We start from the raw sequence: 23,510 nt of genomic DNA on the forward strand, positions 1-23,510 counted from the left end.
TTATAAAAATGGAGGTCTTGATCACATGGATATGCGTAAAAACATGGGAGTAAAAGCAGTGGTGGCGGTTAGCATGGTTGGTTTGCTGATGACGGCTTGTTCCGCTGAGAAGCAAACATCCGAGCAGCCAACATCTGCACAGCAAACGGAAAAAGCGAAAGACGCAACGCCTACGACAATTGAAATTATGAGTACATTGGCTGGCGTAGCACCGAAAGAAACAAGTGATGTACAAAAAGAGCTGGAGAAACTTACGAATACGAAGTTGAATATTACGTGGGTACCTGAAACGGCATATAAAGAGAAGCTGAATGCAACATTGGCTTCCGGAACGCTGCCACAAGTCATGTACACGAATGAAACGAAATCTGCTAATATCATCAATGCAGCCCGTTCAGGAGCATTCTGGGAAGTCGGTCCTTATCTGAAGGACTATCCGAATTTGAGCAAACAAATGGACCCAGAGGTATTAAAAGGAATTGCAATTGATGGTAAATATTACATGCTTCCTCGTCATAGGGATGCAGCCCGCCACGTTATTACGATCCGCAAGGATTGGCTGGATAAATTGGGCCTGGCGATGCCGAAGACGTTGGATGATCTATACAAAGTATCGAAAGCATTTACAGAAAATGATCCGGACGGGAACGGCAAGAAAGATACGGTCGGACTGGTGGAAGACGGGTTAAATGCAATGGTTCGCAGCATTGCCGTTTATCATGGGGCTCCGATGAATTATGGCGTGCAGAACGGGCAAGTAGTTCCCAACTTCTTGACGCCAGAGTATTTGGAAGGTCTTAAATATTACAAGAAGCTGTTTGCCGAGAAGTTGATGAATCCCGACTTTCCTATCATCAATACGCAGCAACGCCGGGATATGATGGCACAAGGCAAAGCTGGGATCATGATCGCCGTAGAATCCGACGCTCCGGTTATTCAGAAAGAAGCGGTAAAGGTGAATCCGAAAGCTGAATTCGATTTGATTCAAGGTGTGACGGGACCAAAAGGGCTGATCGTATCAGCTACTTCAGGATACAATGGAGCCATTGTATTTTCTAAGAGCAGCATTAAAACAGAAGCAGATTTAAAGAAAATACTAACTTTCTATGATAAAATGTCGACGCCAGAAATGTTAACATTGTTGGGGAAAGGTATTAAAGATATTGATTACAAAGTCGTAGACGGATTCGTTGAACCTGTGAATCCCCGCGCCGAAGATCGAAAAGCAGACGCGAACTATCTTTCTTTTGGCGTCGCAAATCCAAGTAATGAGTTACCGCTTAGATCAACAGACCCGCTAGTCATTAAGGGTAAGAAGCTGGTGGCTGACAATGCGAAGATTGCCATTTACGATGTAACGACACCACTGGATTCCAAAACCAAAACAGAGAAAGGGCCAGAATTAGATAAAATTAGCCGTGACGCGCAGATTAAGTTCATCATGGGCGAAATCGACGAGGCTGGCTACAAAAAAGCGCTTGAACAGTGGAGTAAAGCAGGCGGAGATCAAATCATCAAGGAATTTACAGAGGACTACAAGAAGCAAGGCGGTAAATAATCGGCATTAAAAGATGGGAGATCTCTTCCGTCTTTTTCCGCTTACTAACGGGGAATCGACTAGCTATCATTGGTTATATGCTAAAATAAGAACTGAAAGATCAAGCATCCAGCAGCGGAGGTATATTCATGAAAACTCGAGGTCTCACATATTTAAATAAATTAGTGCTATACGGGTTTCTACTTGGTGTCGTACCGCTGCTGGCATTGGGATTTTTTTCTTATTTTCGTACTTCGGGTACGATTCAAGAGTATGTGGAGGAAGGCAACTTTCAAATATTAAAGTTAAGCCAGTCACGTATCGAGCAGAACTTGAAGACGGTGGAAGCTTCCGCCACAACGATGCTGCACTCCCCATTTGTGGAGAGTGTGCTCTCCTTGCCGCTTGAGGGTAAATATTATAACGAATTTGAACAACTGACAGGAACGATTCGTCAATTGCAGGTGTTTGAGCTAGGTGTTAGTGATATTGAATTCTACAACATGCACGGCAAATGGCAGATTGGAAATAAGGGGATTTATCCTTTTAACCAAGATGAAAGCCATCCCACTTTGGATATTCCGCAAAAGACAATATGGGAATCGAATAAAAACGGGATTCGCATGATCAGTAAAAAGCCAGCTTATGATCCAGATCCCGATGTGATCATCACGGCAGATATACCCTTTTCACACCTGCGTAAGCTCTTGTTAGACACAAGCCCGCTTGGAAGCGTTTTTATGTTAGATAGTGAGATGAAACTGCTTGGTTATCAAGATGAAAGCTTTACGCGTGCCTTTCTCGGTGAAACGGAGCTAGCCAATCAACTGAAAAGGCTGGATGGCGATGGGGGCAAAGTCAATGTCCACTACGGCAAGCAGGAGTATTCTGTTACTTTTATTCGTTCCAGTCTCACGGGATGGATGTATGTATCGGCGGTTTCAATTGATATGATTACGCAAGAATCGAAAGCGATCGGGCAGTTTACCATTTGGATCTGCTTGATTATTACGTTTGCAGTTCTTATCTTTTCGGTCATGGGTTCTAATCGCTTTTATAGCCCGATACGCAAGCTGTATGCAACAGTAGTCGGCCAGGATGTGCAACAACAACCGCTCCATAATCTCAAACGAGAGGATGAGCTGCAGCAGATCGGCACGCGGTTTCATTCCTTGTTGAATCGCCAACAGGAGATGTCCGGTCAAATACAGGGGCAGGTTGTTCAGTTAAATCAATTTTTTGTGCAAAAGCTCTTTTTTGGCGAGGTTGGACCGCGGGAAATAAAGGAGAAGCTATCCGATCTTCAATTCCCTCAGAGTTGGCAGAGGATGTATGTCATGGCTGTCGAAATCGACACGCTGGAAGGAAGCCGGTACGAGGGGAAGGATCTGGATCTGCTATTGTTTGCCGTAAACAATATTGCAGGGGAGCTTGCTCCACGACGAGCCTTCCTAAATCCAATCGTGCTGCACGAATCTCAGTTGACGATTCTGGGTACGGATAGCAGCGATCCGAGTTGGGAAGAGGACGTATTTAAGCTGGCTGAAGAGATTCAGCGAGCAGTTCGTACTTATTTAGGAATCTCTGTAAGCGTTGGGCTTAGTTACGCATTCGAGGAATGGACGAAAGTACCTAAAGCGTATAAGGAAGCCATTGATGCTCTCAGATACAGGGTCAAGCTCGGACACGAGACGATTATTTCCATACGTGATATTTTTGCGGATTCCCCTGCTGAGACTTCGTATCCCGTTAAAATTTCGGATGAACTTAGGCAGGCCGTTCATGCCTCCGACTTGGAACAAGCGACCTTTCTTCTGCATCAAATGGTCCGGGAACTGGTTGTACAGCCGTTTCATTTTCATGACTACCAGTTTTCACTTATGCGGTTCTTATCCGAACTGGGAAGTCTTCTTCAGGATCAAGGGATTTCCATTCGCACGCTTATGAAAGACGATGAATCGATCGTGGAAAGCTTGTTCAATCTGAGAACGACGGAAGAGGTCGAGGCTTGGTTTAAGGAAGTCGTTGTAGGTCCAGTATTGCTGCTTTTAGAGGAAAGACGCAGCCATCAATTCCGCAAAATTTCGGAAGCGGTCATCCAGATCATTCATGATGAATATGATACAGACTTAACGTTAGAGCTGTGTGCCGACCGTATCGAGTACCATCCCCATTATGTCAGTAAAGTATTTCGACAGGAAGCCGGCGTTAATTTCGGTGATTATTTGTTACAATACCGGTTGACGATCGCCAAGAAGATGCTCGTAGAGACGAATATGAAGATCTCCGACATTTCCGAAAAGTTGAAATATACAAATTCAACGAATTTTATCCGTTCTTTCCGCAAGGTTGAGGGGGAAACACCTGGTCAGTACCGCGAACGGATGCAAGAGATTCCTGCTGCAGGAAGCCCAATGAAATAAGCGAGCAACGAAGCGTCCTTCAAACCGGGGAAATACCGGAAGAAGGGCGTTTTTTGTGCAGGCTCCGTGCAAAGGAAGCGGCGCCGTCGGTTGTCAGACGCTAGCGCACAAATATTGTGCGCAAGGTAAGCGGGCCTGCCAGCTGTCGCGCGCTAGCGCACAAAAACTGTGCGCAAGGTAAGTGGCGCTGTCGGCTGTCGCGCGCTAGCGCACAAATATTGTGCGCAAGTGAAGCATCACCGTCGGCTGTCGCACGCTAGCGCACAAAAACTGTGCGCAGGGTAAGAGTCTCCACCGGCTGTCGCGCACTAGCGCACAAAAACTGTGCGCAAGTGGAGCGTCCCCGTCGGCTGTCGCGCGCTAGCGCACAAATATTGTGCGCAAGGTAAGCGTCTCCGTCGGCCGTCGCGCGCTAGCGCACAAATAATGTGCGCAAGTGAAGAGTCTCCGTCGGCTGTCGCGCGCTAGCGTACAAATAATGTGCGCTAGGTAAGCGGGCCTGCCGGCTGTCGTGCGCTAGCGCACAAAAACTGTACGCAAGTGGAGCGTCTCCGCCGGCTGTCGCGCGCTAGCGCACAAAAACTGTGCGCAAGTGGAGCGTCCCCGTCGGCTGTCGCGCGCTAGCGCACAAAAACTGTGCGCAAGGTAAGCGTCTCCGCCGGCTGTCGCGCGCTAGCGCAAAAATATTGTGCGCAAGGTAAGCGTCTCCGTCGGCCGTCGCGCGCTAGCGCACAAATATTGTGCGCAAGGAAAGCGTCCCGGTCGGCTGTCGCACGCTAGCGCACAAAAACTGTGCGCAGGGTAAGCGTCCCGGCCGGCCGTTGCACGCTGCCTTTTTTCATATCTGAACAAATGAATATAGACTGATATCCAGCATGGAACCTATATTTAAAGGCGAAAGGAGGAGAGCGTATGAAACGGTATTTCGAAGTAGAAGCCGGCATGGCCTATAAGCTGGCAGATCAGAACACAGATACGATTCTTGAGACGATTGCCGGTGCTTATATAGCGAACAATCCCCCGCATCCGTTCGTATTTCGGTGCTATAGCAGGCTTTCGATTCCTCAGCTGCAGGATGGCAGATTTGATTTTAATATGCAGAATAAGCATCCGGATGCTTCCTTTGGTCAATATGCTTTCGCCCTTGGCATGCTGTGGAGTGACAATGTCAGGACTGTCGAAACAGCTCTCAATTGTTATGGTCCGACCAAGCTGCTGCTGAATGGCAAGCTGCTTTATAAATCAAGTGTAGCCGAAGAGGTAAACGTAGAGACACGCAAGATCGTGGACGTACAGCTGCAAAAAGGCTGGAATGCTTTCCTACTCATCTTCCGTAAGGTAGCCTCTGGTTTCGGTTGTGTATTTGGCTCAAACCGGAGCCATTCGAATCCGCTGGATTTCATGAACCCGTTCCATGAACGATATGACTGTGGTGGCTGGGTATATTCGGAGCCACAAGACGATGAAAGGTTCGGGGAAACTAACTTTCCTGATGTGAAAGGAGCCGAATCGGAATCGCCAGTCCGGTGGTTACCTTCTCGAGAGTGGACGAATGATCAAGCGTCGCTGATGAACTGCGCTCGCCTATTCGGGATTAAGCCGGATAAAGTGGCCTATGCGTGGTCGAAAGGGGAATCCGTCCTCCCCGATAGGAATCCATTCGCCCTGAAAGGATGGGCAACCGGCCCGCTGCGTATATGGGTTAATAATGAACAAGTCGCTCTAACCGAGACGGAAGGATCATTTGAGGTTGAGGTCGATCTCCCATACGGAGCACATAATTGGTTAGTCGAGTCGGCTTGCTACGGGGAGAGAGACTGGGGTTTCTCACTGGAAGTGTCCGCTAACGATGAGCCGTATTCGTTCAGTCTGCCGCATCCGGTGAAAGGTACGGATGAATGCTGGCTGTATGTAGGGCCGCTTGAACGATCTGAAAGTATCCTCCCGGAGCAGCTGCAAACGATGACTCGTTTGTTCGAAATGGAAGAGGGTAACCACACGTTTTGGCGGGTAGACAGGCCAGGTGTATGGGTTAGGCCCTACCTTCACAATGCCCGTTACGCAAGATGGAACTATCCAATCGGCGTCACCTTGTACGGCCTTCTCCAGACGGGCAGAAAACTCGCGAGATATGATATCGTCCGATACGTACTTCAACATCTGAAAGCGTGTACGTCCATGTACAGCTATGCGCTGTGGGATCGCGAACAATATGGGTATCCAGCGATGAACACGAAGCTGGTTGATATGAAGATGCTGGACGATTGCGGTTCCATCGGCAGTGCGATGCTCGAGGCGAATAAAGAAGCGCAAGAGGAAGGCTTTGTCAGGTTGGCCCATATCATTGCCGACTATATGGCTAATACGCAAGAGCGGCAGGACGACGGTGCGTTTTATCGGGAATCCAAAGGTTATTACATGGAAAACACGTTGTGGGCAGACGACTTATATATGAGTACCCCTTTCCTGTGCCGTTACTACATGTTAACAGGTGAGCGCAAATGGCTGGATGATGCTGCCAGACAGTTTCTTCTTTTTAAGAAATACTTGTATCTTTCAGATAAAAATTTGATGTCTCATGTCTATGACTTTAAATTCCCAATGGCGAATGGGATACCTTGGGGACGCGGAAATGGTTGGGTACTCTTCTCTTTATCGGAGCTGCTGGAGATCATGCCGGAGAACCACCCGGACAGAGGAGATCTACTTGCCTTCTTCCAAGAGTTCTCCGAGGGGTTACTTGCCCGGCAAGGGAAGAATGGCTTGTGGCATCAAGTATTGACAGATGAAAGTTCATTCGAGGAAACGTCCTGCACATCGATGTTTATTTATGCTTTTGCGAGAGGAGTGCGCTTTGGCTGGCTGGATAAGCCCCGATTGTATGCAAATGCGGTACGCAAAGCGTGGAGCGGATTGATATGCCATGCTTTTGAAGGAAATGGATCCGTCCATGGTGTATGCTGTGGATCCAAATATTCCTTTTCCCCTGAGTATTACAAATATGAGCTTAAGGTGGTTACGAATGATCCTCACGGCATTGGCATCGTCCTGCTTGCTGGAATTGAAGCCGATGCGATGGATAGGATGTTAGCAACGTTATAGACAGCAGAATAATTGATGAGGAGTGGATGGATATGAAAGGCGATGTATATTACTCAACGATCACCAGAAAGCAAGACGAGTTAACGGGTGTCGAGGTGATACAGCTCACGGACAATTCCGGCGATACGTATCATCCCTATTTCACCAAAACATTGATTGATTCAGAAAATAATTACGTCTTGCTGGCTTCTAACCGCACAGGTTCGATGCAATTGTACACTTTACGGTTCAAAGATGGACAAATGGTGCAAGTTACCGATCAAGACGGAGTTAGTCCTTTCAGTTCCGTACTCGATGCTTGGCATCATATTGTTTATTATTTTGCCGATCGTACACTGATGCGGGTTCGCCTTGATAATCTGGAAGTCGAGGAGCTCATGCAAATTCCAATCGGCTTCAAGCCCAGTGATTTATCTATCGATAATTCTGGGAAATTCCTTGCTTTTTCGTATGTGGAACATATGGAACTTTGTACGGAAACAGGGGGTACTTATTCCACGCATAGGGAAAAGCACTTCCGCAGACCAACGAGCGTGGTCATCCGTTATGACATCGAAAAAAGAGCTCCTTATGTGGTATGGGGAGAAGGGCAATATATTTCCCATGTGAATATTAGTCCGATCGACCCGAATATTATTGTGTTTTGCCATGAAGGTCCATGGCTTCAAGTTCAGAGAATGTGGACGGCGCGTGTCGACCATGACAAAGTGTATCCGCTCGTGGATCAGAAGGTCAATTTGGAACGGATCGGACATGAATTTTTTACGGCCAGCGGCAGGATTGGTGCCCAATATTCGTCTAGGGAGCGGATCGGGGATGAATTTTTACTGCATGGCGATATTTTCATCAACGTGGATGGCTCTAACGAGAGAAGATATTATTACCCATATACACGCCCCTCCCATGTACAGATGAACTACGGGGAAACGATGGGTGTCGGCGATCGTGCGCCTATTCGCGAAGTGATGGAGGATAAGGGAAACTATATGTCCTTATTGAGATACCAAGGGGATGCCATAGAAGTCGGTCTTCTTTGTGCACATGGCACTTCCTGGCGCAGCCAGATGTCGCATCCGCATCCTCTTTTTACACGTGATGACCAGCATATCCTATTCTCCTCCGACTTGGGCGGCAGATCAAATGTATATTTGGCCAGGGCAGATTGGGACAAAACGATAAAGAGTGATAAGCGGATAGAAAGATAGGGAGGAGAGGTTCTCATGATTGCTATCAAGAACGAGCTAGTGAAAGCAGAACGACTGACGCAGGAAGATGCGCATTATTTCTTTGGTTATTACGATACACCTGCGTGGAGCCAAAGTGACCGATACCATCTATGTCATAAAGTCGATTTCATGGATCGACTTCCGCATTCGAGGGACAACGCCATTATGGGGTACATCGATATGCTGGACCATTCCTTTCATCCCTTGGCGGAAACGACTGCTTGGAATTTCCAGCAGGGGAGCATGCTGCAGTGGCACCCTGCTTTTCCAGAGAAAGAGATCATCTACAACACGAGGGATGGTGAATCTTACAGAGGAATTGTGCACAATATTCATACTGGAACTTCCCGGCAACTAGCGCTTCCGGTGGCCAATGTCGATCCTACAGGTACGTATGCAGTAAGTATTAATTTCGACCGGATGTTCGATTTCCGGCCTGGCTATGGGTATGCGGGGAGAGAGGACCTGTTTAAAGAAGCTCGTCATTCTACGGATGACGGGATTTTTCTGATCGACTTGGCAACAGGGGAATCCCGACTCGTATTGTCACTTCAACAAATATGGGATTTCACCAAATCCCGCTTTGGGGATCAAGACAAGAAGCTACTGATTAACCATATCACTTTTAACACGGACGGTTCTCGTCTCGTTTTCCTTGTTCGTTATTTTCCTGAGCCTGGCGAAGTCTGGGAAACGGCTATCCTGACGGTCAACCGTGATGGTTCGGACCTATTCCTCTTGTCCGATTATTCGTATGCGTCTCATTATCATTGGCGTGACAGGGAAACCATTATTTTTCATTCACGCGGAGCAGAAAGCGGCGATGCAGGCGATCAATTATATGAGCTAAGAGATCTAACGCATGAGGCCGAGATGATCGATAACACATTTTTCTTGAAGGACGGTCATTGCAGTTACTCACCAGATCGACAGTACTTGCTTTATGACAGTTATCCTGATGCGGATAGCTATCGGCATTTGTATGTCTATTCTTTGGAAAAAAAGCGCGGCATGACGCTCGGTTCGTATTACTCTCTGCCAGATATCGAAGGCGACATCCGCTGTGATCTGCATCCGCGCTGGAATCGGGCAGGGACGCATATTTCGTTCGACTCCACTCATGAAGGAAGACGGCATGTGTATGTGATGGATCTGCGACAAGTAAGGGAAAAACTGCTGCTGAACAAATGAATGTTGACTGTCATTTGCGCTCGAACACATACTGAGCACGTGGAAATAGTCCCTTAGAAGTGAAAGCGATGTTACTAAGTGGACCTCCCGCCAATGGGAAGGAGGGGATGAGTAGACAGGTGAAGGGATGGCAAGGTTTGATGGATCGAACACAGCTACTTGAAAGCGATTGCAATGGGAATTTGCATCAAGAATCCACGGACTGAGTTTCGAAGACGGGCTTGTAAGAAAGCGAATCAAAGGAGGAACGTGTTAATGAATGAAACGTTTAAAAATCATTTGTCTAGGATCGTCGTATTTTGCTTAATGCTCGCATTTATCCCGCTAGGTATGGCAGCTCCAGCAGCAGCTTATGGAAATGGAACACTACTTAACGGTGGATTTGAGAGTGCAACAGGTTCTGGAGTAACGATTTTTGATGGGTGGAAGATCGATTCTACCGGGGCTAAGGCTACGAATGGCAGTCCAGCAGGATCCACCTATGCTCGTACGGGGAATAATGCTTTGAAGGTTTCTGCGGGTTCAGGTACGCAAAAAACGCCTGCGCAGCAATATGTTTCGGTTATTCCCGGACAGACGTACGATGCGTCCTTTTATATTGACGTACCTACTTGTACGGCTGCGTGTGCCAGTGGCGGATCTGCTACTGGCATGACGATCCGTTTCTACGACAACAAGGTAAACCCAGATAACTTTAGCAACACGGGTGCGGCACAAGTCGGTAGTGATGTGAGTGTTGGTGGTATAACGGGCGTGGCGACATCGGGATACACCCAAATTCAGAAAAGCTTTACAGTTCCGGCTAACGCTAAATATATGCGCGTATATGTCTATTCAATAAACGCAACTAGCGCCAGCATGATTGCTTATGTCGATGATATTAGCATCGTTCAAACTGGAGGTTCGACACCTGTTACTGTTACCGGCGTAAGTATGAATAAGACATCTACAGCGATAGAGATGGCAGGAACAGAAACACTAATAGCAACGGTGAGTCCTGCTGGTGCTCCACAGGCAGTGAAGTGGTTTAGCAGCAATACGAACGTAGCAACCGTGGATATTAACACAGGGTTAGTAACAGCAGTGAATACAGGTACGGCCACGATCACAGCGACATCGACGACAATAACTCCGCCTAGTGTAACCAATGCGGTTTATACAGCTTCAACTCAGGTTAACGTTGTGGCTGGGATGCCTAATCCCGTGTATGGTTTAACGTTGACTCCTTCGTTCAATTCAATCAGTGTCTATATCGCTGGAGGACGGGATGATTTAATTCGCCATCTGTACTACAAGAAGACGACGGATACGATATGGAGGGAAGCATTGGAGCCTATTATGATTCCGGATAAAGGGATTTTTTCTGGCAGCATTGTAAGGCTGGATGAAGATACCTCCTATGATGTGAAATCAGATATCTATTATGGAAGTACGCTGCTCAAATCGGAGACAGGTACGGTTCGCACATGGACGTCGACACCGACGATTGCACAGACCATTTCCTTATCCAGTATATACACTAGCGGTGGTTTGACTATTAATGGGATAACGGGAACCAATAATGGCTGGATCAAGATTGTCAATGACACAGGGCTGACGATTGATGCTGGGTTTGCAACGGATCATGCTGTAACCGTGACGAATTCGTCTTATACGATACTAGAAGGCTTTATTGTCAAAGGCGGCAAGAAAAATGGGTTCTTCTTGAACAGTACAGATCATAATGTCCGAATCACCAATGCCGACATCTCCGGCTGGGGACGGGTGGCCGTTGATACCGTGCATACGCCGCAGCAGCTCGCTTTTATTAACAAGAGTGATGTAGGGTATGGAACGCCTATCGACGATCAGGGGAATATGCTGGAAGGAGATGCCGGCTTCCGTATTGAAGATGCCAAGAACATTGTCGTGGAAAGAAGTTACGTCCACGAGCCAAGAGGATACGCGAATCCTTGGACCGGGATCACCTCGGATGGCCAAGCATTCAGCAATTCTCACCCACAGGGTCCTGAGGCCATGTATCTTCGAAGTGCAGGCGGCATTGTAGTTCGGTATAACGACTTTAGTGGTACGGATGAATACCACCGTTTAAATGATGTCATCAGCGGCTATTATAATAGCCAGGAAAGCGGCGGTTTCTATAAAGATGCGGATATTTATGGAAACTTCTTCGGTTATGCCAATGATGATAGTGTTGAGTTAGATGGTGGACAGTCGAATATCAGGGTATTCGATAACCGAGTTGAGATGAGCTATGCCGGGTTGAGTTTTGCGCCGAATATGGTGGGTCCGAGCTATGCCTTTAATAATGTCCTGTACAATATGAATGATTTCAGACGTGTGGGAACAGGATCAGTTATCAAATTAGGCGGGAATAGCAGCACGGTGTATGATGGTGAGACGTGGTTTTTTAATAATACGATTTATGCCGTTCCGAAAGCGATTGTAGGCAGTAGTACGCCAAAGAACTGGCACGGCGGAACAAGAAATAACCTGATCGTCGTCATGAGAAATCTCACCAGCGGATCATCTAATTTCTATAATATCGAAGATAATAGTCCATCTATCAATCCTGGAACGAATTTTGATTACGATGCGCTGGGGCGTACTACGGCTGCTGATGGAGCAGGTCAAATCGTAGCTAACCCTGGTGCTGAGGCACACGGGCTGTTCAAGATTGGTAAGATGACCAATCCTGGCGCTGGTGTTTTCACGCCAACCGCTTCCGGTGTCGATGCTGCAAGAGAAGTGAATGTTATTGATAAGGGAACCGTTGTGAAGAACTTCGCGGAGTCTTACTCTGGCAGCGCTCCGGATATCGGTGCGTTTGAAGCAGGGGGAAGCAGTCTGTTTCCTAAACGACCTATTCCATTCCAATCGGATAAATATTTGGTCGCGATCCCTGCTACGGATAACTCGGCTAGCTTTACAATCTCTACAGGTGCTTTGACCGGTTCAGGCAACTATACGATTCGCCGCAATGCGGAAGAGGACTGGTACACGGCTACACCTGTTTCGGGGACTTTTGCAAGCAATAGCCAGGTAACCTTCACCATCCAAGTGGATAGAACGAAAGCTTCATTTAATAGAGCTGCGGAATATTCTACTTTGTTTGTAAGGCTGGCGAATGGATTCTCAGTGCCGATTACAATCAAAGCAGATAATTCGGTTACTACGGTTCCCGTTGGGCAAACTGTGCAAATCAATTCGACCAAAGCTTTCCCGAACACCTCTAATTTGAGTGCAAACTGGAAATCGAGCAGTGCGGCTGCTCCAATAACTTCTACAACCATCAGTGATGTAGCTTCTGTACAGATTACTGGGGCTTACGCGGGTAGTGCAACGATTACGGCAAATAGCTCGGTTAATGGGGTGAACCAAGCTGAGTATAGAGTGCGAGTGCCGGCGATGCTTGGCGGTCTGCAGGTGAATGGACAGTCCGTTGCAGGGTTCGATTCGAATACGTATAGCTACGTTGTCGCCCTGCCTGCCGGCTCACCCGTACCGACGGTGACAGCGACATCGCTGGATGCCGGATCGGCCGTGCCTTCTACAGTCGCATATACGTTGCCGACGAGTATACCGGGCACGGCTGTTGTGACGGTGACATCTTCTGATGGAACGACGAGTAGTACGTACACGATTCAGTTTACAGTAGCATCTTCAATATCCGTTGTAGGGCACTGGAACCTTGATGAGACCTCGGGAACCGTTGCATCGGATTCCTCGGGCAATCTATTAAACGGAACCCTGATCAACGGTCCTGTATGGACAGCGGGCAAGATTGGAAACAGTCTGGATTTCGATGGCGTGAACGATGAAATCGATCTGGGAACGCCCACTGCACTGCAATTCACCGGTGCCATGTCTGCTGCCGCCTGGATCTATGTTGACAGCTTCTCGGGCGATGGCAGAATTATTTCAAAGGAGTACGGTTCCAACTCCAGGTCATGGAGCCTCAATGTGAAATCCGGAGGCAAAGGCGTCTTCCAGATCGCAACGGGTTCGAATTCTTCCATAACCGTGGAGTCAGCAAGTACGCTGCCGGTTGGCCAATGGGTGCATCTGGCGGGCGTTTTCGAGCCGGGCGTCGCATTAAGGCTCTACGTCAACGGCACATTAAGCAACTCAAACATCAGCTCAATTCCATCGACACAATACAATAACACCAGCCATGTCTTTATAGGAAGACGGCCGGATTTCTCGAATGCCTTTAACGGCAAGATTGACGAAGTATACGTTTTTGGCAACGCATTGACGGGTACGGATATCGCAACGCTTGCGGGGAACTAAAAACTCAAATGATGACAATCAAGTTGATCTCTTCGATCTTATTGTTATTGCGCAGTTAGTATAAATGAGATCTTATTGTAAAACAGGCCACCAGCTTGCTGGCGGTCTGTTTTACGATTTTGCAGACTCTGCGCCCGTAGCGGGCTAGCGCACAAATAAAGTGCGCAAGAGCAGCAGCTCCGTCGGCTGTAGAGGGCTAGCGCACAAATAATGTGCGCAAGGGAAGCAGCTCCGTCGGCTGTAGCGGGCTAGCGCACAAATAAAGTGCGCAAGAGCAGCAGCCTCGTCGGCTGTAGCGGGCTAGCGCACAAATAAAGTGCGCAAGAGCAGCAGCCTCGTCGGCTGTAGCGGGCTAGCGCCTTATTACGCATTCGTGACACATCCCAGTATTTTGAATATTTGTCGGGAGTATCATATTTCTCCACAATAATCATTAGCTCAGAAAAATGGAAAATATGAGCAAATGATTGTTTCGGAACCTCTTTCCAAACTGATAAGCTGAGTCTGAGCTTGGATGAGGCGAGGGGGGATACATAAACTTGTAAGCGGTTTCTGATACGTTACAATAATTATACGTGGGAGGAATTACTTTGAAAAAAGGTGTTACAAAGGTAACGAGTTACGTTTTATTATTTGCTTTAGCGCTATCAATTATCGCAAGTGGAGTGGCCAGCAGGTCTGTACATGCTCTCGGTGTTACGATTACGGGCAGCGGAGGCTGGAATGAGACGGCCTTTGTAGAATGGTCACCCGTAAGCAATGCGCAGGGCTATAATGTATATGTGAAACCTGCAAATGCTGCAGATACGCAATATAAACAAATTGATACGCAATTAATCCGACAATATGCTTCCAAATGGAGAGCTGATGCTGTAGGGCTTGCAGCTGGAAATTATGTAATGAAAGTTGAAGCCGTTCTGTCCGATGGTTCAAAACAAAGTATTGTTTCCAGTACGTTACCAGTAATGGCACACGACAGATCTGGATTCGCTTTTGCAAATCAATCCACCTTTGGCACAGGTTCAGGTGCTTATAATGAAGATGGTACACTTAGCAAGGGTGCTCAAGTTATTTATGTAACTTCTGCGACTGCACAAACAGTAACTCTTGATGTGATAACCAGTAGCTCAGGTACGAAGCAAACAGGTGTTGGTTTAGGTGCAATTCTGGCACTTAGACAAAAAGGCTATGATCAAACACCTCTTGCAATCCGATTCATTGGAAAAGTGACTGATGCTAACATGGGTTCATCCATTAACAGCAGCGGATTTCTTCAAGTAAAAGGTGCTTCAGCTTATACGCGAATGAATACGACAATTGAAGGTATCGGTAATGATGCTACTGTTTATGGATGGGGATTTTTGCTTAGAAATGTCGGTAATGTAGAAGTAAGAAACCTTGGTATTTTGTTATTCCAAGACGATGCCGTTTCAATGGATACAGGCAATGTGAATATTTGGGTGCATAATAATGATATTACGTATGGAAAAGCAGGCGGAGATGCTGACCAAGCAAAAGGCGATGGTTCAACAGACCTTAAAGGCGCATCAACGTATACGACAATATCTTACAATCACTACTGGGATTCCGGAAAAGCTGCTCTCATCGGTTTGAGCGAATCATCTGAATTCTTTGTAACCTTCCACCATAACTGGTTTGACCATTCGGACTCACGTCATCCACGTATAAGAAAAGGAACTATTCATATTTATAATAACTTCTTTGATGGCGTCTCCAAATATGGTACTGGTATGACAACAGCAGGTTCGGCTTTTGTAGAATCAAATTATTATAGACATTCTAAAAATCCAATGTTGATTTCCTTGCAAGGTACTGATATTGCAGGTGGGGCGGTAGGTACATTTTCCAGTGAAAATGGCGGTATGATTAAAGCATACGATAATCGTATTGTAGATCCTATTGGAGGTCTTATTTATGCCAACTCCAATATCGGAACAGGTCCCGCTAATGCCACATCATTTGATGCGTACTTAGCTTCGTCAAGAAACGAAACAGTTCCAAGTTCATACAAAGCATTAGTAGGTGGCACATCTTATAATAATTTTGATACAACGATCGATACGGGCGTAAATGCGGCTGACATTGATAGTGTAAGCACGGTTGAACAAGTTGTTACGGCAGAGGCTGGACGTTTAGGTAATGGGGATTTTACATGGGCATTCAATGATTCCGTTGATGACACATCATCTGACCTCAATTCAGCACTTATGTCAAAGATACTAAGTTACACATCTCAACTTGTATCTGTAGGTGGTAATTCAACACCGCCAACGGGCACTCCGGCTCCAACAACTACACCAGCACCAACGACTACACCAGCACCAACGACTACGCCAACGACGACACCAGTCCCAACAACCACACCTTCGCCAACAGCCACACCAGGGACTTCCATTATTCATAACTTTACGACAAATGGCAAAACAAGCAACTTCTTCACAATTGTAGGGAACCTTTCAACTAGTAAGGGAACAGTGGTATATGATGGTATGACCCTAACGCAATGTTTAAAAATGGAGAGCTCAACCAGTGTAGGGTTTACCACAACAACAGCTAAAACATTAACGTTAGTGTTTAATCCAGCAAATGGACTCAAAGTTAAGATAGATGGAACAAGTTATGCAATGACGAATGGCATTGTCAGTGTTTCACTTGCGCCTGGCGCACATATCATTGTAAAAGAGGATGTTACAAATCTTTACTACATGAAACTAGAGTAGTCAACTAATAAAGACTGCCAACAGTATCGCGATTATCGCATAGTGTTGGTAGTTCTTTTTTAACCCAACTAACCAGCGTTTAGAAAATGGGATAACTTTACAAAAATAACTTCACCTTCTATAATATAAGAATATATGTTCTTACTTAGGGGGCTTTTGAGTTGATAAAGAATGAAACGGATATTATTGCCCTTATACGTGCGGATGAATGGATGATGGACGTCCTTAGGGCGGCTCAATCCTTACAACTCCCTGATTGGTGGGTATGTGCGGGTTTCGTTCGTTCGAAGATTTGGGATACCCTTCATGAATATGAAGAACGAACACCACTCTCCGATATAGATGTCATCTATTTTGATGCTTCAAATGTAAATGAGGATATTGAAAAACGATTGGAAGAACAGTTACTACAAATCATGCCAAACATACCTTGGTCCGTAAAAAATCAGGCAAGAATGCATGTAGTCAATGACAATCCTCCCTATTCGTCTTCTACGGATGCCATGTCCAAGTTCCCTGAGACTGCAACTGCTTTAGGCGTAACATTAGATGATCAGGATCATATACAATTAGCTGCCCCATGCGGTATTGACGATGTACTTCAAATAATAATTAGGCCAACTCCCTATTTCTCAGAGAATAAGCACCTTGCTGCTATATACGAAAAACGAATTGTAGAAAAGAATTTTAAAGGCAAGTGGAATAAGGTGACTGTGATTAGCGACTAGGAGTAGGATTGATACTGAGGAAGCGAGCAGGTATGTGCTTTGAAGGAGGCGTTTTGTTATGCTCTATATCTTTAGCGGCTTGCCAGGCGCCGGGAAGTCTACGTTATCAGCAGCTTTGGCCAGAGAGATACGGGCCACATATCTCCGGGTAGATGTCGTGGAGCAAGCTATGCGGGATGCAGGGACCTGGGTTAACGGGCCTGCAGGTTACATCGTGTGTTACGAGATTGCTTCGCATAATCTCCGGTTAGGCCTTGACGTGATAGCTGACACAGTCAATCCCATTCATGAAACTCGCCAATCCTGGCGCGATGTTGCGCAGTCTCTCGGAATACCGTTCGTGGAAATCGAAGTAGTCTGCTCGGATGAAAGTGAACACAAGCATAGAATCGCTACGCGTTTAACCGATATTCCCGGTTTTATTTTACCTGCGTGGGATGAGGTCAAGACTCGCCACTACGATGTTTGGGACCGAGATCACATTATTATTGAGACTGCTCATCAAACCGTGGCCGAAAGCCCTCTGACGTTACATGAAAAGTTGGATCAAAAAAATTAATTAGGAAGAAGAGGCGCACATATGACAGCTAGCTGGGCAAATAAAATTACTGAGATTACATTGTTTGTAGAAGACTTGCATCGATCGAAGGCATTTTACCAAGAGACGTTCAAACTTGCGATCATATATGAAGATGAAAACTGCGCGGTGTTCGATTATGGCAATACAAGCATCAATCTGTTAAATCAATCGAATGCCCGTGAGTTGATTGAGCCGGCGCAGGTTGGACGAGGCGGAGATGGCGCGAGGTTTCAGTTTACGATCCAAGTGCCAGACGTTGACCAGGTATGTGATGAGCTGAAGGTGTGTGGCGTTAAGTTATTGAATGGACCGATAACGCGGCCTTGGGGGCGGCGGACGGCTTGTTTTGCCGATCCAGATGGGCATGTGTGGGAGATTGCGCAAGTGCTGTAATGAATGAGATTTCTGGTTTGAGCTGATCTTTGTCATAAAATGACTTGAGGATCAGCTCAATTTTATTACATTTACATTTTACAAGTACATTCTTTATTGTCCGATAAATTGCTGTCTGTGAAAGGCAGTGCTTGAAATGTAGGAGTCAAGACGCTCGATAATTAATTGTATTTAAGAATATGAATCAATGAGGTTGCCAAAGCTTCCCGTGTTAATTCTTGATCTGCTTTTAAATACCCCTTAGTATCCGCAACGAGCCCTATTATTTGATCAAGGATCCACCCAAAGTAATGAACTGTAACTCGAGTTTCGTAGATTTACAAATTTGATAGCGCTTGTTCCTTCGTTACATGCGGTTTCAGAGCAGCCATCACCTTGTCGTCCAGAACCGTTTTGGTGGTATAATATTTAGTCACATTCCTTGTAAATCCAACGTCAAAGTTACGTTGTCTCCAGTGTTTTGGCATCCACGACAGCTCGATATGCTCCAAATGGTCCCATCCTAGCTTCTTCCTCTCCCCAAATTAGTGACCAGGCTTTGTGATTAGAGTCTCCCCAATCGTCAATGATGGATTTTTGAAGTGGTATGTATTGTAATTCTACGGTTTGATGTTCCTTTGCATACATTGTTGCTTCTTCCAATGTTATTTTCGGTACCGTGGATGGGTAACTACTAAGCTGGATGACTTTATGAAACTAGAGCTTTGTCTCAAGTTATTTTTGGAGTGAAATGGCTTATGCTGCGCGGATCAGTAAGCGTAGGAATATACGTCTGTAGGATATCCCCACTGGTTTCGTCCACACTGCTGCTGAAACCAAAACTCCCATTTTCTGTTTTGAATTGCCACTGAATGGTCCAGATTTTCTCATTTCGGGGAGGGTATATGTTGGGATCGCCGTTCAACGGCCTCATCTTTTGAAATATTTGCATCGGCAGGATTTAAAGTTGTTGTGTCTGAGACTGCTTTGATTGGCGTTACCGTCCCCATATCCGCGGCTAATGCACTTGCAGCAATTATACTTACGCCTGTAATGGTTATCAGCATCGATTTGCCGAGCGTGTTTAGCGTTTGTGATTCTTTTTTCAATTCAGTCAATTATTCATCCTTATTTTGGAAATAATGGAACTGCCTTTTACGTGTGTATTTGAGAAAAATTATAAATTTCCATATTTTAATAATATTTGGTCTCGTGAGTGTAATTTTTGTAAATCTTATGTAGTCCTTTCATAGGACAAAAGGAATCACGTAATGCATAAGGAGTATCATTTTGAAACATGACAATCAAGAGTTTCAGAGTTTCAAAACTCGAGTAAATCGTTGGTTAAACTAACTAAATACATTTGATAAAAAATCCCCAATGTAGGGGATTTTTTATTTCAATTGCCAAATCAACAAGAGTTAGATTATCTAGTCAAAATCATTAGTACCCGTCTCTCTAAGAGGCTGAGCCTTCAAATAGGTAGGATGCTGGGCACTATTCATATTAAGTTCTGGAAATATATCATTTTTTAACGACCTAGCGTAAAGTGCCGTCGTCGGTGGCTTTAAAATACCATACAAGCCAATTCCCGAAAGAATAAGTATACAGACGATAAACATGGGATACCTCCTGTTCGTCGAAGTGTAACTAATCACACTTCACGTATATTACCTGACAAATGACATGAATCGATATTTATACTGCATGTATATGTCACGTCATTGTGAGCGATCTAGGGTATAGCCCGTATTTCTTCTAAATTGCTATTATAATTCTCTAATCGTATCAAAATGTGCTATTTCACTAGAACAGGCTATTTTATAGGTTCATACACTGTTATTGCAAACACCCACATAGATATATGTTCTCTAGTAACTAATGCCTAATTTTCTGGAAGGAGAGGTACGTCATGATTAATCGATCGCAAGTATTTTTTAATCCTAAAGCTTTTGGTACGAAAACGTTTCGTATTGAAAAAGTTGTTGCTAAACTAAGTCCGTACAAAATTAAGGAAAAGGCAGACATCTCCCAATTGCAAGATAGTGGCTTAGAAGAGCTTTGTATAATAGGCAAACGAAAAGATCCAGCTAATTGTATGAAGCATAAGAGAAAGAAGAAAAAAGCGTGCCACAAAGCAAAAAGAAGGCATACATGCAAAAAACATCATTGTAAGCGATGCTCTAGGGGAGAAAGGGGGCCAGCCGGACCAGCAGGGCCGCCGGGAGCAGCAGGGCCAGCAGGGCCGCCAGGACCAGCCGGGCCAGCAGGGCCAGCCGGACCAGCAGGGCCAGCAGGGCCAGCCGGACCAGCAGGGCCAGCGGGACCAGCAGGGCCAGCGGGACCAGCCGGGCCAGCAGGACCAGAAGGGCCAAAAGGACCTAGGGGACCAGAAGGGCCAAAAGGACCGAAGGGACCAGAAGGACCAAAGGGACCAGAAGGACCGAAGGGACCAGAGGGACCAGAAGGACCGAAAGGACCAGAAGGGCCGGCAGGGTCGCCAGGATCCTCAGGGCCGCCAGGACCGCCAAAGCCGCCAGGACCACCAAAACCTAAACCGCCAGGACCAGGTAAAAAGGATGACAGGTCTAGCAACGAGGGTTGCAAATGCTGTCATAGTACGGATGGCATGCAAAATCTTCTAAGTCAACTCAAAGACAAACAATTGAAAGAATTGCACACATTAGACTACTCTAATGGGAAATATTCGAATGCGAAGATTATTTCTGCCGAAAATCAACTATTAAATTTCACAAGTAATGGAATAGAATACTTCATACCTACTCATCTTATTGCAGGCCTAGAGATATGGACGGGGGATTTCGACAGTAAGTTAATGAATGATCAAGAAAACAGCGATAACAGTGAAAGCTCAGCTATGATGGGCTTGTTCAAGCCATTAGTCGGTAAGGCTAAAGTTGATTTCAATACGTTAGCTGAACAGTTAAATGATGTATCCAATGCGGCTGTTATCGGACTTAGCGAAGGAATCGTCGTATTGTCCACGCGAGATACCGTATATGTTGTTGCCTTAAGCAGTATTTCCGATGTGTCTAATATAAAAAATATGTAAATATATAGAAAATAATAATCCCCTGCAGTCACTTATGAGAAAGCGTTTATTTAAGTTGTTAAACGTGTCTCTATTGATTGGAGGGGGTTTGTGTTTATATCCACGTACAAATACCCTCTAGAGATAAACGTGGAGTTTTTCAGAGATAGGGCATTCGTTTAGTACAAACCATTGCTAGGTACGTATATATACATCATGCAAGAACAACTAACCAACCACCTGAAGGAGGAAATGATTATCATGGCATTTGATTATTCAATATTGATGGGAAAACAAGTAAGACTTGATCGTGGGGGCCCTGAATCTCGTCAAGGTGAAATTGTTGCAGTGGGGTTTGATTATGTCGGTATCTATAATGAGAAGGATGGACTTATCTATTACAACACAAGTCATCTTAAGAGCCTTACAGTAAATACGAAAGACTCTGTAGAGTATTTGATGGCTACACCGACGAGTCCTGCAACTTTAAAAATTATGGAAGCAGACAATTTTGTTAGCTTATTGAAAGGTATGAAGAATCTTTGGTGCCAAGTTAACCGTGGAGGGCATGAGAGTATTCAGGGCGTTATGGCTGATGCAAGTGATGATTATATTACCATGATTGTAAATCATGAATTGGTCACTATTTTTAACTTTCATATTAAAAGCATGTCTTATGGTGTTAAAAAAGAAAATCAAGAGGAAAAAAAGGAACAAAAGCAAGATAGCAGTGAAAAAAAATAACCCATTTCTGAATCTTGATAGTAGGTGGGAGGAGGGGGAAATTTGCAAACCATTGTAATCCAAGCTGGATTGACATTATATAAAATTCTCACCCTCCCTGTCATTGTTTTGAATCTTGGACCATCATCTGCCAGCCCTTGTGAGGTGCAAGCTCATGTTTGATTTAACAACTGCGGTAATCTCCATTGTTTTTTTTACCGTTACGTTGTTGATAATTTGGAGGCCATTCGGTATTAACGAATCTATTCCAACAACCCTTGGTGCCTTGATTTTCCTGGCATTAGGAATTGTTCCTCTTACAGGTGTATACCACATCGCCTCCATTGTCAGTGGGGCTAGCATAACCATTATATCAACAATTGTAATGTCTATTGTTTTGGAGAGCATTGGGGTTTTTCGGTGGGCAGCTATTAATTTGGCTGTTCGAGCAAAGGGATCGGGTCGAGCACTCTTCTGGTACATTAATATATTATGCTTTCTAATGACGATGTTTTTTAATAATGACGGAAGCATCCTAATTACAACCCCCATTATCATTCAAACCTTATCTATACTGAACTTAAAAACTAGGCAAAAAATTCCTTATCTCATATCTGGCGCATTAATTGCTACTGGAGCAAGCGCACCTATCGGTGTTAGTAATCTAGCCAATCTGATTGCGTTAAAAACAGTTGGTTTAGATCTTAACACATATACAACAATGATGTTCGTTCCTGCCATGACGGGGATTATTACAATTACCTATTTGCTTTTTTTATATTTTAAGCGCGAGATTCCCGTGAAGATTATGACCTTGCAGTCCAATTCAATAAACACGATTGTACACAATAATTCTTCGACATTTCATCCCCTAAAGGTAGATCCAGAGGAAAAAGGAGATATTGATTGGGGACTGTTTCGTATTTGCATCCTAGTTGTTATTCTAATTCGTTGCAGCTTTTTCTTGCTGACCCCCTTTGGGGTTGCAACGGAATGGCCCGCAATTATTGGTGCAATTGTTCTAATTATAGTTAGGTGGATACGTAAAGGGATTGGTCCCAAGGACATTTTTGTAAAAACACCTTGGCACATTCTAATTTTCGCTTTCAGTATTTATGTCATCATATACGGGCTCCATAATTCAGGACTGACGGACTTTCTCGTACAATGGCTTGGCAGAACGGTTGCCGAAAATCACTTTAATGCCATTTTTGTTATGGGTATTTTGCTTACTGTCATGTCCAATCTGTTTAATAACCTACCTTCAATTATGATTGGCACCTTATCTTTGCAAAATATGGGTTTAGACACGTTTACGATGCATACTGCCTATTTAGCGACAGTCATTGGTGCAGATATCGGTTCATTATTATTACCGATGGGGACGCTAGCTTCAATGATATGGATGCATATTCTGAGAAAACATCAGATAAGGCTTACTTGGAGCCAATATATTAAAGTGACGATTATGATCATTCCTATTGGTCTTTTTATAAGTCTTCTATGTTTATATGCATGGACGGGCTGGTTATTTAAGTGAAA

General features: G+C 45.1%; 15 protein-coding genes. 13 read left to right on the forward strand and 2 right to left on the reverse strand.

The window, feature by feature from the left end; genetic code table 11:
- The first annotated feature begins 25 nt into the window (after window positions 1-25).
- From HQN88_RS19865 to HQN88_RS19910, 10 genes are all read left to right on the forward strand, one after another.
- Window positions 26-1,558, forward strand: a complete 1,533-nt coding sequence (locus tag HQN88_RS19865) for an extracellular solute-binding protein (RefSeq protein ID WP_173115762.1) — start codon at window positions 26-28, stop codon at window positions 1,556-1,558.
- Window positions 1,559-1,686: 128 nt separating this feature from the next.
- Window positions 1,687-3,960, forward strand: coding sequence for a helix-turn-helix domain-containing protein (locus HQN88_RS19870; protein WP_173115764.1), 2,274 nt, complete (start codon window positions 1,687-1,689; stop codon window positions 3,958-3,960).
- Window positions 3,961-4,872: 912 nt separating this feature from the next.
- Entirely contained in the window at window positions 4,873-7,062 is a 2,190-nt protein-coding gene (locus HQN88_RS19875) for a glycoside hydrolase family 88/105 protein (protein WP_173115766.1), read from the forward strand.
- Window positions 7,063-7,094: 32 nt separating this feature from the next.
- Window positions 7,095-8,267 (forward strand): oligogalacturonate lyase family protein, encoded by a 1,173-nt coding sequence (locus HQN88_RS19880; RefSeq protein ID WP_173115768.1) that lies wholly within the window; start codon window positions 7,095-7,097, stop codon window positions 8,265-8,267.
- 15 nt (window positions 8,268-8,282) lie between these two features.
- Window positions 8,283-9,479, forward strand: coding sequence for a TolB-like translocation protein (locus tag HQN88_RS19885; RefSeq protein WP_173115770.1), 1,197 nt, complete (start codon window positions 8,283-8,285; stop codon window positions 9,477-9,479).
- 255 nt (window positions 9,480-9,734) lie between these two features.
- Window positions 9,735-13,772 carry a LamG-like jellyroll fold domain-containing protein gene (locus tag HQN88_RS19890; RefSeq protein ID WP_216855768.1) on the forward strand — a complete coding sequence of 1,346 codons (4,038 nt, stop codon included), beginning with the start codon at window positions 9,735-9,737 and terminating at the stop codon, window positions 13,770-13,772.
- 590 nt (window positions 13,773-14,362) lie between these two features.
- Window positions 14,363-16,513 carry a pectate lyase family protein gene (locus HQN88_RS19895; RefSeq protein WP_173115774.1) on the forward strand — a complete coding sequence of 717 codons (2,151 nt, stop codon included), beginning with the start codon at window positions 14,363-14,365 and terminating at the stop codon, window positions 16,511-16,513.
- A 212-nt stretch (window positions 16,514-16,725) separates the two neighbouring features.
- Window positions 16,726-17,241 carry a nucleotidyltransferase family protein gene (locus HQN88_RS19900; RefSeq protein ID WP_173115994.1) on the forward strand — a complete coding sequence of 172 codons (516 nt, stop codon included), beginning with the start codon at window positions 16,726-16,728 and terminating at the stop codon, window positions 17,239-17,241.
- A gap of 58 nt (window positions 17,242-17,299) precedes the next feature.
- Entirely contained in the window at window positions 17,300-17,800 is a 501-nt protein-coding gene (locus HQN88_RS19905; RefSeq protein ID WP_173115776.1) for a P-loop nucleotide/nucleoside kinase family protein, read from the forward strand.
- Between the two features lie 21 nt (window positions 17,801-17,821).
- Entirely contained in the window at window positions 17,822-18,214 is a 393-nt protein-coding gene (locus tag HQN88_RS19910; RefSeq protein WP_173115778.1) for a VOC family protein, read from the forward strand.
- 441 nt (window positions 18,215-18,655) lie between these two features.
- Here the strand turns inward: HQN88_RS19910 and HQN88_RS19915 are convergent, their stop codons facing one another.
- Window positions 18,656-18,841: a hypothetical protein gene (locus tag HQN88_RS19915; RefSeq protein ID WP_173115780.1), complete on the reverse strand. Its 186-nt coding sequence runs from the start codon at window positions 18,839-18,841 to the stop codon at window positions 18,656-18,658.
- Between the two features lie 239 nt (window positions 18,842-19,080).
- The gene (locus HQN88_RS19920; RefSeq protein ID WP_173115782.1) at window positions 19,081-19,311 is read right to left on the reverse strand and encodes a hypothetical protein; all 231 of its coding nucleotides are present in this window, start codon (window positions 19,309-19,311) and stop codon (window positions 19,081-19,083) included.
- A gap of 794 nt (window positions 19,312-20,105) precedes the next feature.
- Between HQN88_RS19920 and HQN88_RS19925 the strand changes: the two genes are divergently transcribed.
- The 3 genes from HQN88_RS19925 to HQN88_RS19935 all read left to right on the forward strand — a co-directional run bounded on the left by HQN88_RS19925 (window position 20,106) and on the right by HQN88_RS19935 (window position 23,508).
- Window positions 20,106-21,266 carry a collagen-like triple helix repeat-containing protein gene (locus HQN88_RS19925; protein WP_173115784.1) on the forward strand — a complete coding sequence of 387 codons (1,161 nt, stop codon included), beginning with the start codon at window positions 20,106-20,108 and terminating at the stop codon, window positions 21,264-21,266.
- A gap of 240 nt (window positions 21,267-21,506) precedes the next feature.
- Window positions 21,507-21,989, forward strand: coding sequence for a spore coat protein (locus HQN88_RS19930; protein ID WP_173115786.1), 483 nt, complete (start codon window positions 21,507-21,509; stop codon window positions 21,987-21,989).
- A 154-nt stretch (window positions 21,990-22,143) separates the two neighbouring features.
- A complete protein-coding gene (locus HQN88_RS19935; protein ID WP_173115788.1) occupies window positions 22,144-23,508 on the forward strand; it encodes an arsenic transporter in 1,365 nt (454 codons plus the stop codon).
- Window positions 23,509-23,510: the final 2 nt, after the last annotated feature.

The sequence above is a fragment of the Paenibacillus qinlingensis genome, from assembly GCF_013204845.1.
Lineage (GTDB): Bacteria > Bacillota > Bacilli > Paenibacillales > NBRC-103111 > Paenibacillus_E > Paenibacillus_E qinlingensis.

Bases quoted from the DNA above. Each gene is read 5' to 3' on its own strand.
- HQN88_RS19865 (WP_173115762.1), top strand. From the start codon at position 26: ATGGATATGCGTAAAAACATGGGAGTAAAAGCAGTGGTGGCGGTTAGC.
- HQN88_RS19870 (WP_173115764.1), top strand. From the start codon at position 1,687: ATGAAAACTCGAGGTCTCACATATTTAAATAAATTAGTGCTATACGGG.
- HQN88_RS19875 (WP_173115766.1), top strand. From the start codon at position 4,873: ATGAAACGGTATTTCGAAGTAGAAGCCGGCATGGCCTATAAGCTGGCA.
- HQN88_RS19880 (WP_173115768.1), top strand. From the start codon at position 7,095: ATGAAAGGCGATGTATATTACTCAACGATCACCAGAAAGCAAGACGAG.
- HQN88_RS19885 (WP_173115770.1), top strand. From the start codon at position 8,283: ATGATTGCTATCAAGAACGAGCTAGTGAAAGCAGAACGACTGACGCAG.
- HQN88_RS19890 (WP_216855768.1), top strand. From the start codon at position 9,735: ATGAATGAAACGTTTAAAAATCATTTGTCTAGGATCGTCGTATTTTGC.
- HQN88_RS19900 (WP_173115994.1), top strand. From the start codon at position 16,726: ATGATGGACGTCCTTAGGGCGGCTCAATCCTTACAACTCCCTGATTGG.
- HQN88_RS19905 (WP_173115776.1), top strand. From the start codon at position 17,300: ATGCTCTATATCTTTAGCGGCTTGCCAGGCGCCGGGAAGTCTACGTTA.
- HQN88_RS19910 (WP_173115778.1), top strand. From the start codon at position 17,822: ATGACAGCTAGCTGGGCAAATAAAATTACTGAGATTACATTGTTTGTA.
- HQN88_RS19915 (WP_173115780.1), bottom strand. From the start codon at position 18,841: ATGTATGCAAAGGAACATCAAACCGTAGAATTACAATACATACCACTT.
- HQN88_RS19925 (WP_173115784.1), top strand. From the start codon at position 20,106: ATGATTAATCGATCGCAAGTATTTTTTAATCCTAAAGCTTTTGGTACG.
- HQN88_RS19930 (WP_173115786.1), top strand. From the start codon at position 21,507: ATGGCATTTGATTATTCAATATTGATGGGAAAACAAGTAAGACTTGAT.
- HQN88_RS19935 (WP_173115788.1), top strand. From the start codon at position 22,144: ATGTTTGATTTAACAACTGCGGTAATCTCCATTGTTTTTTTTACCGTT.